Genomic DNA, 13,111 nt, shown 5'->3' on the forward strand with positions numbered 1-13,111 from the left:
AACATGTAGCATAATATGAAGAAAACAGGTATTTTTTATGGCTCCACCACCGGCACCACTGAGTCGGTGGCCCGCCTGATAGCAGACAAGCTGGGCATTGCCCCGGCAGACGTACACGAAGTGACCAAGCTCGATACGGCCCTGGCCGAAAGTTACGAGGCCCTGATTCTGGGCACCTCCACCTGGGGCGACGGCGAGTTGCAGGACGACTGGTACGACGGACTCAAGGTGCTGCAAGGCGCCAATCTCTCCGGCAAGATAGTGGCCCTTTTCGGCTGCGGCGATTCCGAGTCTTATTCCGACACCTTCTGCGACGCCATGGGCCTCCTCTATGAAGGCCTGAAAGACAGCGGATGCACCTTCGTGGGCGCCGTGGACGACAGCGGTTACACCTATTCCGCCTCCGTGGCCGCAGCCGACGGAAAGTTCGTGGGGCTGGCCCTCGACGACGTGAACGAAAGCGACCGGACCGACGACCGTGTGAGCGCATGGGCCGCACAGCTCCAAGCCGAACTGGCCTGATCATATCTCTCTCAATCTTTCTTCTAAATCCGTAACCTATGATGACCCCTGATATTCATCCCGTGGAACTGAAAGTCTTTCTCAACCACATCTATGAGCTGAAGAAAGGCGTGCGACAGATGGTGCTGTACACCACGAACAAACGCTACGAAGATTTTGCCGTGAAACGCCTGCGAAGCCAGCGCATCCAGTTTGTGATTCAGCCGGTGGACGACGAGCGCATCAATCTCTTTTTCGGCAAGGCAGAGTGCATCGACGCCATCCGCCTGATGGTGACGCGCCCCCTGAACCGCCTCACGCCCGAAGAGGATTTCATCTTGGGGGCCATGCTGGGTTATGACATCTGTGCCCAGTGCAAGCGCTATTGCACCCGCAAGACACGGAAAATGGGAGCCTGACCGGGCTCCCATTCTTTCTTAATTCCCTCTGTACGTAGAATATCCGTAAGGCGAAAGCGTGATGGGCACGTGGTAGTGCTTGCCGTCCTTGATTTCGAACACCACCTCGATGAAGGGGTAGAACGACGGCTGCTGCAGCCGCTCGAAGTAGGGCGCCACGTGATACGTCAGGCGGTAGATACCCTTGTGGGCCTCCGTTCCTTCCAGAAAATCCTTCACCCGTCCGTTCTCGTCCGTCAGTTTCTCTTCCAGCAACGCCCAAGTCTTGCTGTCCGGCTGAAGTTGCGAGAGACTGATTTTCACACCCGCCGCAGGCTGTCCCTGCTGGATGTCCAGAATGTGGCTCGAAAGTTGGTACGTCTTTTCCTGTGCGAAACCCACCAGGCTCCACACCAGCAGACAGAAAGTCCAGAATAGTTTCTTCATGATTTTTTCAGTTAAGGGGTTAAACAAGATTCAAACAAGATTGTAACGGTTACAAATATGGCGATTTTCCTCCTTTCCGCCAAGTTTCCCCTTCCGATGCCCCGCCGATTTTGAGGTTATTAACTAAACTCCTGCCGTACGTGTGCCGTTTCGCTTGTATTTTTGCGCCATGAAATACATCTACCTGCCCCTCGGATTCCTGTCGCTGGCCCTGGGCCTTGCCGGCATCTTTCTGCCCGTGCTGCCCACCACACCCTTTCTGCTGCTGTCGGCCGCCCTCTTTTTCCGCAGCTCGCCGAGAGCCTACCAGTGGCTGATGAACCACCGTCTGCTGGGCCCCTACATCCGCGATTTCCGGGAGTCGCGTGCCATCCCCCTGCGTGCCAAGGTGATTGCCCTGAGCCTGCTGTGGCTCACCTCCCTGCACTGCATCTTCCTGGTGTTCGATGCCCTCTGGCTCAAGGCGATGATGCTCGCCGTGGCCGTGGGAGTGACCCTTTATCTCTGTTCCTTCAAAACCAAACGAAATGACTGATACCCTCTCTTTCTGCGGACGTGAGGAAGCCGCCGCCCGCATGAACCGCTTCGGAGGCGAAGGCCGTCCGTTCTTTTTCCTGATAGACTATGCCGGCGAGCAATGCCTGGTGGAAGAACCCCACTGCCTGCCGCCCTCGGAACTGCTGTTTGCCTTTCCGGGTGCCACGAACGTGCCGGAGGAGGACTGCCGTACCCCGTATCCCGCCACCTTCCGCTGGGACTCCCGCCCGATGTCGTTTGCGACCTACCGCCGCGGGTTTGACCTCGTACACCGTCACCTGCACGGCGGCAACTCCTTCCTGGTGAACTACACCTGCGCCACCCCCGTCGACACCGACCTCACCCTGCGGCAGGTGTTCGACCACGCCCGCGCTCCCTACAAGCTCTGGCTGCACCGCCGCTTCGTGGTCTTCTCGCCCGAAACCTTCGTGCGGATAGCCGACGGCTTCATCTATTCCCATCCCATGAAGGGCACGATGGATGCCACGCTGCCTGCAGCCCGCGAACGCCTGCTGGCCGACCCGAAGGAAGCCGCCGAGCACGCCACCATCACCGACCTTATCCGCAACGACCTGAGCCGCTTCGCCACCGAAGTGACCGTGACCCGCTACCGCTACCTCGACGAGCTGCACACCCATCGCGGACCCCTGCTCCAGATGAGCTCCGAAATCCGCGGCCGCCTGCCCGAAGACTATCCCTCGCGGCTGGGTGATTTGTTCTTCAGCCTCCTGCCCGCAGGGTCCATCACCGGCGCCCCGAAGCCCCGCACCGTGCAGATTATCCGCGAAGTCGAGACCCACGACCGCGGTTTCTACACCGGTGTGACCGGCTACTTCGACGGACGCCACCTGGACAGCGCCGTGCTCATCCGCTTCCTGGAACAGCAGTCGGACGGCACGAAGCAGTTCAAGAGCGGGGGAGGCATCACCTTCCGCAGCGAAGCCCGAAACGAATACGAAGAAATGAAACAGAAAGTCTATGTGCCTCTTTATTGAAACCCTCCGCATTGAAGACGGCAAGGTGTGGCATGCCCCGCTGCACGACCGCCGCCTGAACGACACGCGCCGTGCCTTCTTCGGCCCCGTGCCCGACCTTCACGTGACGGATTACCTCCGTCCGGAAGCCTACACGGAACGCACCCGCTGCCGCCTGACCTACGCCCGCGACATGGTCCGCGTGGAATACTTTCCCTACCGCGTCCGCCCCGTACACCGTCTGCAACTCGTGGTGCGCGACAATCTCGACTACCGCTACAAACGGGCCGACCGCCGCGTGCTCGACGAAGTCTTTGCCCTCCGCGCCCAGGCCGACGACGTGCTCATCGTCCGCCACGGACTCCTCACCGACACCTCCATCGCCAACATCGCCCTCTGGGACGGATGCGAGTGGTACACCCCCGCACGTCCCCTGCTGGAAGGAACCCAGCGCCGCCACCTCCTCGACACCGGACAGATAAAAGAAACGGACATCCCGGCCGCCTCCCTCGGAAGCTACCGGCACATCCGTCTGTTCAACGCCCTGATTCCCTTCGGCGAGGTGGAACTCCCCGTGAGCCAGGTGCTATATTAATTTCTTTCGCGTCACTCCACCAGCTCGTAGCTGCTGATTTGAATCGGCATGTCGAGGTTGTGGAGCACCTTCTCCAGCATAATCCCCTCCAGGTTGTCGTACTCATAGCCGAACGTAGCCCGGATGCCCTGCAAGATGAACTGCGTGGCCCGGTCGAGCGCAATCGGCAGACTGTCGCCCTGCATCAGCGAGCCCGTGATGACACTCGTGAACGTGTCGCCCGTGCCCGGATAGTGCGCCGGTAGATACGGGCAAGTCACCTTCCAGTAACGGTCGCCAAAGCGGTTGTACGCATAGACCGACGTCGAGCGCGGGTCGCCGCTCACCGGCACGCTCGTGGCAATCACGATGGCCGGTCCCTGGTCCGACAGCGTCTTCAGCGCCTGCTTCAGTTCCGCATCCGTCAGCTCCTCCCGGAACGGCATGTCCAGCAAGTAGTACAGCTCCGTCAGGTTCGGCGTGATGACATCCGCCAGCCGGATCAGCTTCCGCATCTCCGTCACCATCTCCTCGGTGATGCCCTTGTAGAGATGCCCGTTGTCGCCCAGTACCGGGTCGACCACCACCATGTCGTTTTCGCCGCGGAACTTTTGGATGAACTCCTCCACAATCTGCGCCTGCTGCGGCGAGCCCAAGTAGCCCGTGTAGAACGTGTCGAAGTGCACGTTCATCTTCTCCCAGTGCGCGATGATGTGCTTCATCTCCTCCGTCAGGTCGAGGAAGGAGTAGGAAGGGTACTGCGTGTGCGTGGACAGCACCGCCGTGGGCAGCGGACACACCTGGAATCCCATGGACGAGAGCACCGGGATGACCGCCATCAGCGATACGTGGCCCACCCCCGACAGGTCGTGTACGGCGGCCACCTTCTTCACCTGATTTTTCAGGAAACCTCCCGTCCGTTGAGGCGTTTCCGTCGGAGCCGTCGGCTTTTTCTTCTTGTACTTCCGTTCCTTTTCCCAGGCCGCTTTCCGTGCCTGATACGCTTCATATTGTCGTTCAATGTAATTGTCTGCCATAGTTTTGTAAATTTACAATTACAAAGGACGTTACTTTTTATGGAACGAGCAAACTTTTTCGTGCATTTTGTAGGATGGGGAGGGGAAAAACGAAGGCTTGCTCCGGGGGGGAATCTTGTGCCTTGTAGCGGATTTCTGGGCTGATTCAGAATTGTGCAGTTTGGTTTCTTTTTGCTGCTTTTGTCGGAACTTGGGTGTCTTTCTGATTCTGCTTTTGTGGGGATTTCCTAGGGGATTGGGAGAGGGAACCCCTTTCAGGAGGCTTTTGGAGGGGGTAGCTGGGGTGCGAAATGGAGAGGTTTGGGGGAATTTGGAGGCAGGGGCTTCTCGTTCTTAGGGATTTTGGGGCGTTTTTGGAGGCAGGATGGGGAATTATCGGGAGATTTTGGGGCAGAAAACGGGCTTGCGTTTGTGGTCAAACGTCCTTGTGTTTTAGATGAAACGCCGAAGCGTTTGGGAGCGAACTCTTCGGCGTTTGGGGTGAAATGCACTTGCGTTTGAGGGGGAACGTCCTTGCGTTTTGGGGTGTATGGGTTTTGAGAGGGATTAGGGAGGTTGTTTGTTGGATTTGGATGGCTGTTTGGGTGGGTGTATTTTCTAGTTGGTGGAGTTTGATGGATTGTTTTGGATTGCCTTTTTGAGGGGGTTGCTTTGTACTTTTGTGAGCGGTGGTGTTGGAATTGCTTTTTTGCTTGCTTTTAGTGTGGGTGTTTGTGTGATTGTGTTTCTTTTTGGTATTTGATAAGCGGTTCTGCTTGTGGATTTTGAGTGGATGGGCGGCGGGGCGAGAAAATAAAGTGGTTTGGGAGAGGGAGTGGGGGAGGTGACATTTTGGTAGGAGTGGCATCTTGGTGGATGGGGAAAGATATGACGAAGATTTTCTATGGAAATATTGCTGGGTACATAAAAAATCCTCATCGGCATGCTTTCTGATATGCAGATGAGGATTGAATTTTTTGTTTGAATCAGTTATCCTTGTCGATAATCCGGCCAAGGAATGTATCCGTATATGTGTGATTAATGTTTAGGCGAATAGGATGATAGTCGGGTAGACTTTCTAAAAATTCCAGTTCGAAGACTAGTCTTGGATCTTTGTCGTTGCTTTCAGGGTGGATTTCTGCTTTGGTTCCAATTCTTGCAATGCGAATCAGATACAAGTCTTTCACCCCTTTCCCTTTTATGTAAGGCATGAAATAGTACAACTTGTTCAATGCAATGGTAGAAGGGAATGATTTCGTCTTGCCGGTATAATATATTTTAGTCGGTTCTTCATTCAAGAAATAATCTTGATTATCTTCCTTGACAAATCCTATCAACAAGCGTTTGTTTTTGTCGAGTACATAATTCTTCTTGGGCTTGTTGAATATCAACTGTTCTTTCTCAGAAGCAAACAGGTCTAAATCCAATGTCGGGCGTGATTCGCGTAAAGTATGTATCGGTCGTGAGGATACAGGTGCTTCATCATACATGAAACGGTATAAACTCTTCCCAATCAGTTCGACGATTCCGCAAACCAATGCATTTCCCATGAGGAAGGCCCTGCGTCCGTCTGATACTTCCGGATGATAAGTGTGATTGTCCGGAAACATGTTGAGCCGTTCTAATTCTATGGGAATCAGTCGGCGGTATCTTCCGGAGGGGGTCAGCACCACATGTTTGAAACGTGAAGGAGCGTTTCCGCCCTCTCCTGTTATCATGGTTCTTGAAGGTTTGTCAAGTGGGTCAGGAAAAGCCATTCCACCCTCTGAGAAAGTATATTTAAATCCTTCTTTAGAAACACGGTCTATTTTTTTTGCTCCTTTCTCATAAATCCATCTAGGCAAATCTTTTTCAGAAATGAAGAAATCCTCTGGAATAAAGCTTTCGTTCACAAGAATATCACCTAGGGTTTGGTTCGTTCCTGTATAAACAGGTGAGGCATCCACAGAAAAAACCTGACGATGCGCCATCATGCCTGCGTTTCCAAACGGGCTTGCCTTTCCTTCTTTGTTGAAGTTATCTGAAACTTCTTTTATGGAACCTTCTATTTCAAAATCCGAGATTCCCGACTTTTGTTCAAATGGGAAAGCCTGTGCCATTACTCCGTCGTACAGAACCCAGTCTTTCATTTTTTGGATGCGGTTGGCTATTGGAGAATTCTCAAGATAGCCTACAATGTAGGTTCTTCTTCTTCTTTGTGGCATCCCGTAGTCGGCGGCATTTATGACTCGCCATTCTACAATATAGCCTAAGTCGGCTAATGAGGCTAGAATAATGGCAAAGTCGCGTCCACGCTGGGAGGCTGGAGAGTTCAATAGGCGGTCAACGTTCTCAAAAAATATATAATTGGGTTTTGCATCGCCCTTTTCTTGCAAGATGCGGTAGATTTGCCACCATAGCACTCCCTTTTTACCTTCAATACCTCCCGAGCGGCTGAGTGAAGCAGCCACAGAGTAGTCTTGACAAGGAAATCCACCGACCAGCAGGTCATGGTCTGGAATTTCAGCTGTTTTTACAAGATTAATGTCCTGGTTTGAATGTCCTTTTTTCCCAAACCGGGCCTGATATACTAAAGAGGCATCTTGATGTTTGGTAGAAGGTTCCCATTGGTTGTTCCAGATTGTTTCGTAAGCGTCGGACGCTCCTTCCAGGCCGATACGGAATCCACCTACACCAGCGAATAGTTCTACTACACGAATTATATGATTATTTTGAGCCATTGTTGTTTACTATTTGTTTTACGTAATCATTATTAAACCAGTAACAGAACTTTTTAGCCCACTTTCCGCTGGGAGTTGGAGCTAAATCTGTTGATCTTTGAGCTTTTGGACGTACATGGAATTTTTTCTTGTCCTGTCCTTTCCACCAATATTCCTCAGAAATATGGTCTTCCAATATGTTCTTTTTTATGTGCATCCAATATGTCTCTGCCCATTCCAGGTCCTCTGGAGGCATTGTCCAGAAGAATACATTGTCTAGTATATAATCTCCTTTATTAGCTGTCTGTTCTTTAAATATTACAAACATGAAACGGCTTGAAAACAATTCATACAGCCGGGATTCATACCAGTTGTCACATTCCGCGACTTCTATGTAGTCAATGTTTTCAAAAGACATCGCTTCCTTTATATTCCCGTTATGTTGGACACGTATTGTTTTCATTGTTAATCCGGCCTTCATGAACTCTTCGGAACGGTTGACATTGGCACATTTCCCGGTTGCGGCGATAGCATTGGCTATTATCGCAAATTTGTTTTTGGGATTATTGGAAATGTCTATCTTTTTTCCTTTGGCGATTACCTGGTAGTTTTTGCCAAGGTAAGGTTTGAACCGGTTTAATATGATTTCTTCAAAATTATGTTTGTCAAGTTCCCTTTCTGAAACAATTTGTCCGGCAGGAAACTTGAAATTGGAAACCGCCTTTTTACCGCTATCCGTTACATATTGCAGGATAGTCCGCATATAAGACATCTTCAAGCTGAAAGCCCTGCGGGGTGCTCCTTCTTCTGAAAAAGGCTGTTTCATCAGGCTGTCGCCTTTTTGGCCTTTCCGGCATGCACCGAGGTACATAGTGTCTCCTTCTGACAGTAAATGGGCTTTGCCACATTTGATTTTTTCCAGTATGGTCTCGTAGTCATGCTTGATGATAAGCAAGTCTTTCTCAGGAAGCTTCCAAAGAACGGAGAAAATAAATTTCAGATTGAGGTTGTCACAATTTTTCTTGTATAAATAAAAGAGCAGCAACATCAACTGACACTTCAGATAAAAGTGTGATTGTTCAAAATCTTCCTTAACGACCTCGCAGTAATTTATCATATTACACACCAAGCGTTCCTTGATGAGGTAAGTGTCGTTTTTACCCAATTTGAGGGGAGTACATTTTAATTCCATACCGGCAGACGAGAAATCTGCTTCCGGATTATTGTTGGTTTCCAGAAGAAAATAAAGGTTCTCCACCATCTGGCCGATGCTGCCTTTTCCTTTCTTTGGTGAATAGTTCTCTTTGATGAATTCGCGCAAACTTCTGCCTAGCAATCCTTTGCTGTATTCAAATATACTGATGGCGGAAGTCTTGTCGTATGATAAGTTATTTATAGGGTTTGCTATTTTATTTGTTTGGTCCATTTTGGGTCTTTTATTTGATATATTTCTCCGAATACTTTCATGTATGGAGAATATTATTTTAATTGTTTTTTGCTTCAGCCTCTTTATCAACTGTTTAAGGCTCTGATTCGTTCTTAATTAAAATTCAATTAATATCTTCCGTCTTCATATTGGTGTGCAAAATAAATAAAATGGGGGCAAATAAAAGAGGAATTTCTTAAGTTTGTTTCTGAAGAATTCTGAATTTGATCAGACGGTTTTGTCTGGTAATGTTAGATAAATATAGCATTGTTTATACGCTAGAACCTGTGGCAGATTAGTTTAGGAGTATAAATTTTTAAGAAATCGATTCTTTGTATGCTAAATCTCTGTATCTTTATCCTGAATTTAGATAGTATGGCTACGACGTTTTAATTTGAAGACAAGATTGGCGTATGGACAAACTGACGAAGGAACAACGGCACCGTTGCATGTCGGCGATACGTGGCAAGAACACGAAACCTGAGATAGTGGTGCGTAAGTTCTTGTTTGGACGGGGTTTCCGTTACCGGCTGAACCATCCGCGTCTGCCTGGACATCCGGATATTGTGCTTCGTAAGTATCGTACGGTCATTTTTGTCAACGGCTGCTTCTGGCATGGACATGATAATTGCAAATATTATCGCCTACCTAAAACGAATGTGGATTTCTGGCGGAAGAAAGTGGAACGGAACAAGAAACGTGATGTGGAGGAACAGCGTCAACTTGCTGCAATTGGATGGCATTGCATAACCATATGGGAGTGTCAATTAAAACCGAAGGTTTGTGCGCAGACACTTGAATCATTGGCTTTTACATTAAATCATATTTTTCTGGAAGACCGCAAAATCAAAACTTATAACACATCGGAAGATGAGGATACGCTGATGGCTGCTGAACCTGAGATGGAATATACGAATGGTTGAGATTGTCTTTCAAGAATAAGAGTTCTGTTTATCAGTTTGAAAGAGATAATAGGTTTCGATGTAGAATCTTGTATGAAGGAACATCCAGAATCTGTTGCAATTAATAAGATAAGCTGTTGATTTACATAAAGAACGAACTATTCGAATTTCTCGAATAGTTTAAAATCAGAACAAGAGCAGAGCGGAAACTCATCGTCAAGATGTGAAAAAAGGGGGCATTCGAAAGCAATCTTTTATGATTTGTATGTGAGGAAAAAAGTGGGGCTATGTTTGAACATTTTCCTGTAGAGAACATGGCCTATGTCAGGCTTATTATGATGCCATTATTGAAAGTTCAGGAATTGCTGATAGTGGCCATTTTATCGACTTTATGCTGGATGAGATTTTGAGTGCATTGAATATTGCATATTGCTTACTAATTTAGTAATGGAAGATGGTTTATGCCACATTTTAGTAGGAAGTGTAAGAAAAATGTATCTATACAATTTGCTATATTTGCATATACTACTAAAAACGTTTCTGTTGCAAGTTACAACGAAACGTAATTAAGATTTCAATTTATTGTAAAAAAGATAGAGTATGAAAAGATTTTCATTTGAACGGCTGTTATTTACTACATTAATTGCCTTATCGTTTGGATTTGTGTATACATCCTGTACATCGGATGATGAATCGTCAAAAGAAGAAGAGTCCGGGTTGCAAGTATCACAGGTGGTAGGTTGCTGGAAGGTGGCAGTATCAGATACAGTAACCGATTATTGGCAGTTCTCAACCGCTGTCGAATCGGATGCGGAAACCCAGTCACGTTTGGTTTCCATTGATACGCCAAGTGGAACTTATATCAATACAAGGGTTACGGAAAACGCACAAAATCATACTCGGGTGATGAAACTTCTTTCCTACGGGTCTTATGTGGTCAACTCGCTTAGACATGAGATTCTGATGACTCAGGGTAGTCTTTCTGATTATTCTACCAATTTCAAGGTGACTCTTATTGATGATAAAATGACTTTGGATTCCATAGGCTCGCAAGCACCACTGGTTCTAGTCAATGTGAACAGAATTGACAGCAATGATGATTCGGATTACGCAAAGTCTTTTTCGACAAAGACTTATTTTTCGTTCGGAGGGTATAAGTTTTCAATAAACAATGGTTGGTGTACTTTTATGGAGCATCCTCTTTTCAGAGGCCGTGAATCGGAATTGCTTTATTATGATATTGAGGCAGGACAAACCCAAGGAAGTAAAAATGTAGGTAAAGTATCTTTTGAGCATATAGGTAAAGATATGGGTAAAATAGTGATTCAAACTTCTGAAGCCATCAATGATCAAAGCTATTATTTTGACCAAGTGAGAATAGAAATAAAGCTTCAATTTTGGGGAAATGGCTATGGGGTGATAAAAGGTGGACATATTAGCCGTAGTGGCAAATATTATAATGGTTTCGATACGAGTGAATGTATTGTGGAAGAGGATATGTCTGCTGATTATGGCTTGTTTGGAACATTTCCTTACTAAGATCTTATAGTAGTTTTATCCGCAGTGGTATTGATTGTACTTTGTGGATTCAAGGAAAAGAGGCAGTTCAAGCGTGATCTGCCTTTTTTCTATTAAAATAGGAATAAATGTCTTGTCACACATCTTCTTACTCTCTTATTTTCCCTTTGCAGTTTTAAAGAATCATCAGAAAAAAGGTACAGACTCTTTTAGATGGAAAGAATTTTTTAAGTTTCATTGATGATTAGATGGATTTTTTCTACTTTTACAGAAAGATTATGGAATCGGCCTCTGAGTCGGTCACATGTCAGATTTAGAGACAAATAATCATAATCCAAAGACATAGGAAGGCATAGGCCTGGACACGTATGTCAGTAGCCATAAAATCATTATGGTATAAAAATGGATGCATTGTCTAATGCATATTCCCAGCGAGGCAGGATGAAGCCTCTATGCTATGGATTTATCTCTATAGCCCTCTCCGAAGTTAATTATTTGAATGTAGGGGTGTCCCCCAGATGTGTGCTCATCAGAGGGTCTCAAATGGAAAATACCTGTGGCTTGTTCTTTGAACCTGTATCATCCAAGTGATTGGACACTTGGCTTGTACCGATGTGCATAGGATAAGACGTGTGAAAAACATGCTGAGATTCTAGTTGTAGTCATCAGAAAATTAGAATATATAATCTCAAAAATACATTTTATGTGGAGAATCATTTTTATTTTATTATGGGCGTCTTTAAGTCTTGCGTCTTGTGACAATAAAAGGACCTGTCCTCTCTGTCAAGGAGAAGGAGAAATCCTTGTAGAAGGAATTATGCGGGAATGCATTGTCTGTAAGGGAGAAAAGAAAGTCGATGAGGATACATACAAGAATTTCTTCAAGGCACTGGAGCGTATGCATTCCGGCGGTAGCATGTCAGAGCCTGCATACGGGAATGGGGCCCAGGACATGGTGGATTGTCCCATGTGTTCGGGTACTGGGATTTTCTCATTTTATGGTGAGTCGCACCCCTGTAACGAATGTCGGCAGACTGGCAAGGTGACTCCACAGCGAGCTGCTCAATTGCGTCAGACTTTGCGGCAGGTGGACCAAATGACGGGTGGAGGCGGATATGATGACACAAGTATTCAGTACGGCAGTTCGTCGGGTAATGGTTCCGGTCGCGGATCTTACGATAGTGGAAGCGGGAATGAGTGCCGCTCTTGTGGTGGAACCGGCGACTGTACGTATTGTAACGGGGTGAAGGTTGTACCGTATGATGGAGAGTACGCTGAAGAAGGAGGATTCATGAAGTGTCCGGTGTGTAAGGGGAGCGGAAAGTGTGGCGTTTGCCATGGATACGGAAAAATCCGATAGTTACTTTAGTTGTATAATCATAAGGGAATGAGATATGGGACAGAATGAAATAAAGTTTACCCTGGTCGATACTAAAAAAGTGTGTGTATCAGGATTTCCCGAGTTGGAAGGAAGGGAAGGCTGCTATTTAGGGGAAGGTATGGCTATGTTCTGGGGAAAAGAATGGCGAAATTATGAGTTGTTTGTAGCCAACACCCACACTTGCAAAATCCGGAAATTGTCAACGGAAGGGGGAACCATGCTGGTGGACGACAGGGAGATTGACTTGGACCTGATAGCGAAGAAGTGCCCTCATGGGTATCGCAACGCCAAAGATAAGGTCCTGAAGTATGGGGGAGTGAACCGATACGGTGGCTTTGAAAAGGGGGTATGTGCCATTTCATGGATGTTGTATCCGGAGGGAAGATACTTTGCGGATTCAGACGGATTTGGGGGAGAAGACAATGAGGAGGAATGTGTGTATGCCATAATGGATACCCATCTTGATTTTATCGTACCTTTTCGTCCGGTAGACAATATAGAGAAGCTCCTGGAAGAGGTGAGAGCACACACTTGTGGATCAGAACTGTAGCGCGCTGTTGCATCCTGAACCATACTTCAGGGAGGAGAGGGATGCTGCTGTGGGGAGATGGTTCTGATAAAGGGATTGGGAGGAGCTGTTCGGTTATTAGGATGGAAGGGAGATGATCATGTGACAAAAAGAAGGCCTGATTTTGATAGATTTTGTGACATTTATTTATACATTTGTAAAAAATGTTT

Annotated in this window: 13 protein-coding genes; 9 read left to right on the plus strand and 4 right to left on the minus strand. The window is 47.5% G+C overall.

Features of this window, described 5'->3' with window-relative positions:
• Positions 1-15 precede the first annotated feature (15 nt).
• Positions 16-522 carry a flavodoxin FldA gene (gene fldA / locus OCV81_RS10300; RefSeq protein WP_148329934.1) on the plus strand — a complete coding sequence of 169 codons (507 nt, stop codon included), beginning with the start codon at positions 16-18 and terminating at the stop codon, positions 520-522.
• Between the two features lie 38 nt (positions 523-560).
• Positions 561-920 carry a DUF2023 family protein gene (locus tag OCV81_RS10305; protein ID WP_148329935.1) on the plus strand — a complete coding sequence of 120 codons (360 nt, stop codon included), beginning with the start codon at positions 561-563 and terminating at the stop codon, positions 918-920.
• Between the two features lie 18 nt (positions 921-938).
• Here OCV81_RS10305 and uraH read toward each other — a convergent pair whose 3' ends face one another.
• Complete coding sequence (uraH, locus tag OCV81_RS10310) at positions 939-1,346, minus strand: hydroxyisourate hydrolase (RefSeq protein ID WP_148329936.1); 408 nt, start codon at positions 1,344-1,346, stop codon at positions 939-941.
• 169 nt (positions 1,347-1,515) lie between these two features.
• Here uraH and OCV81_RS10315 point away from each other — a divergent pair, with 169 nt between their 5' ends.
• The 3 genes from OCV81_RS10315 to OCV81_RS10325 are packed head-to-tail and all read left to right on the plus strand — an operon-like array spanning position 1,516 to position 3,452.
• The gene (locus OCV81_RS10315) at positions 1,516-1,881 is read left to right on the plus strand and encodes a YbaN family protein (RefSeq protein ID WP_072542350.1); all 366 of its coding nucleotides are present in this window, start codon (positions 1,516-1,518) and stop codon (positions 1,879-1,881) included.
• The gene (locus OCV81_RS10320; RefSeq protein WP_148329937.1) at positions 1,874-2,878 is read left to right on the plus strand and encodes an aminodeoxychorismate synthase component I; all 1,005 of its coding nucleotides are present in this window, start codon (positions 1,874-1,876) and stop codon (positions 2,876-2,878) included. Before OCV81_RS10315 ends, OCV81_RS10320 begins: the two co-directional genes overlap by 8 nt.
• Entirely contained in the window at positions 2,862-3,452 is a 591-nt protein-coding gene (locus OCV81_RS10325; RefSeq protein WP_148329938.1) for an aminotransferase class IV family protein, read from the plus strand. The genes OCV81_RS10320 and OCV81_RS10325 overlap by 17 nt, the downstream gene beginning before the upstream one ends.
• 11 nt (positions 3,453-3,463) lie before the next feature.
• Here OCV81_RS10325 and OCV81_RS10330 read toward each other — a convergent pair whose 3' ends face one another.
• The 3 genes from OCV81_RS10330 to OCV81_RS10340 form a co-directional block, all read right to left on the minus strand.
• Positions 3,464-4,468, minus strand: a complete 1,005-nt coding sequence (locus OCV81_RS10330) for a pyridoxamine kinase (protein WP_235816651.1) — start codon at positions 4,466-4,468, stop codon at positions 3,464-3,466.
• A gap of 965 nt (positions 4,469-5,433) precedes the next feature.
• Entirely contained in the window at positions 5,434-7,167 is a 1,734-nt protein-coding gene (gene dcm / locus OCV81_RS10335; protein WP_148329939.1) for a DNA (cytosine-5-)-methyltransferase, read from the minus strand.
• Positions 7,154-8,572 carry a Sau3AI family type II restriction endonuclease gene (locus OCV81_RS10340; RefSeq protein ID WP_148329940.1) on the minus strand — a complete coding sequence of 473 codons (1,419 nt, stop codon included), beginning with the start codon at positions 8,570-8,572 and terminating at the stop codon, positions 7,154-7,156. Before OCV81_RS10340 ends, dcm begins: the two co-directional genes overlap by 14 nt.
• 413 nt (positions 8,573-8,985) lie before the next feature.
• On the opposite strand from OCV81_RS10340, the gene OCV81_RS10345 reads away from it, so the two are divergent.
• The 4 genes from OCV81_RS10345 to OCV81_RS10360 all read left to right on the plus strand — a co-directional run bounded on the left by OCV81_RS10345 (position 8,986) and on the right by OCV81_RS10360 (position 12,923).
• Complete coding sequence (locus tag OCV81_RS10345; protein ID WP_148329941.1) at positions 8,986-9,495, plus strand: very short patch repair endonuclease; 510 nt, start codon at positions 8,986-8,988, stop codon at positions 9,493-9,495.
• Positions 9,496-10,074: 579 nt separating this feature from the next.
• On the plus strand, positions 10,075-11,013 hold the full coding sequence (locus tag OCV81_RS10350) for a hypothetical protein (RefSeq protein WP_148329942.1): 939 nt from the start codon (positions 10,075-10,077) through the stop codon (positions 11,011-11,013).
• Positions 11,014-11,809: 796 nt separating this feature from the next.
• Positions 11,810-12,352: a hypothetical protein gene (locus OCV81_RS10355; protein WP_148329943.1), complete on the plus strand. Its 543-nt coding sequence runs from the start codon at positions 11,810-11,812 to the stop codon at positions 12,350-12,352.
• Positions 12,353-12,386: 34 nt separating this feature from the next.
• The gene (locus OCV81_RS10360; RefSeq protein ID WP_148329944.1) at positions 12,387-12,923 is read left to right on the plus strand and encodes a hypothetical protein; all 537 of its coding nucleotides are present in this window, start codon (positions 12,387-12,389) and stop codon (positions 12,921-12,923) included.
• Positions 12,924-13,111: the final 188 nt, after the last annotated feature.

Origin of the sequence: Phocaeicola fibrisolvens, from assembly GCF_025567125.1 — a bacterium.
In the GTDB taxonomy this organism is placed as follows: domain Bacteria; phylum Bacteroidota; class Bacteroidia; order Bacteroidales; family Bacteroidaceae; genus Phocaeicola; species Phocaeicola fibrisolvens.

What these genes read in the sequence shown, in the direction of transcription:
- fldA (WP_148329934.1), top strand. Translation starts at nt 16, where the DNA reads ATGAAGAAAACAGGTATTTTTTATGGCTCCACCACCGGCACCACTGAG.
- OCV81_RS10305 (WP_148329935.1), top strand. Translation starts at nt 561, where the DNA reads ATGATGACCCCTGATATTCATCCCGTGGAACTGAAAGTCTTTCTCAAC.
- uraH (WP_148329936.1), bottom strand. Translation starts at nt 1,346, where the DNA reads ATGAAGAAACTATTCTGGACTTTCTGTCTGCTGGTGTGGAGCCTGGTG.
- OCV81_RS10315 (WP_072542350.1), top strand. Translation starts at nt 1,516, where the DNA reads ATGAAATACATCTACCTGCCCCTCGGATTCCTGTCGCTGGCCCTGGGC.
- OCV81_RS10320 (WP_148329937.1), top strand. Translation starts at nt 1,874, where the DNA reads ATGACTGATACCCTCTCTTTCTGCGGACGTGAGGAAGCCGCCGCCCGC.
- OCV81_RS10325 (WP_148329938.1), top strand. Translation starts at nt 2,862, where the DNA reads ATGTGCCTCTTTATTGAAACCCTCCGCATTGAAGACGGCAAGGTGTGG.
- OCV81_RS10330 (WP_235816651.1), bottom strand. Translation starts at nt 4,468, where the DNA reads ATGGCAGACAATTACATTGAACGACAATATGAAGCGTATCAGGCACGG.
- dcm (WP_148329939.1), bottom strand. Translation starts at nt 7,167, where the DNA reads ATGGCTCAAAATAATCATATAATTCGTGTAGTAGAACTATTCGCTGGT.
- OCV81_RS10340 (WP_148329940.1), bottom strand. Translation starts at nt 8,572, where the DNA reads ATGGACCAAACAAATAAAATAGCAAACCCTATAAATAACTTATCATAC.
- OCV81_RS10345 (WP_148329941.1), top strand. Translation starts at nt 8,986, where the DNA reads ATGGACAAACTGACGAAGGAACAACGGCACCGTTGCATGTCGGCGATA.
- OCV81_RS10350 (WP_148329942.1), top strand. Translation starts at nt 10,075, where the DNA reads ATGAAAAGATTTTCATTTGAACGGCTGTTATTTACTACATTAATTGCC.
- OCV81_RS10355 (WP_148329943.1), top strand. Translation starts at nt 11,810, where the DNA reads ATGCGGGAATGCATTGTCTGTAAGGGAGAAAAGAAAGTCGATGAGGAT.
- OCV81_RS10360 (WP_148329944.1), top strand. Translation starts at nt 12,387, where the DNA reads ATGGGACAGAATGAAATAAAGTTTACCCTGGTCGATACTAAAAAAGTG.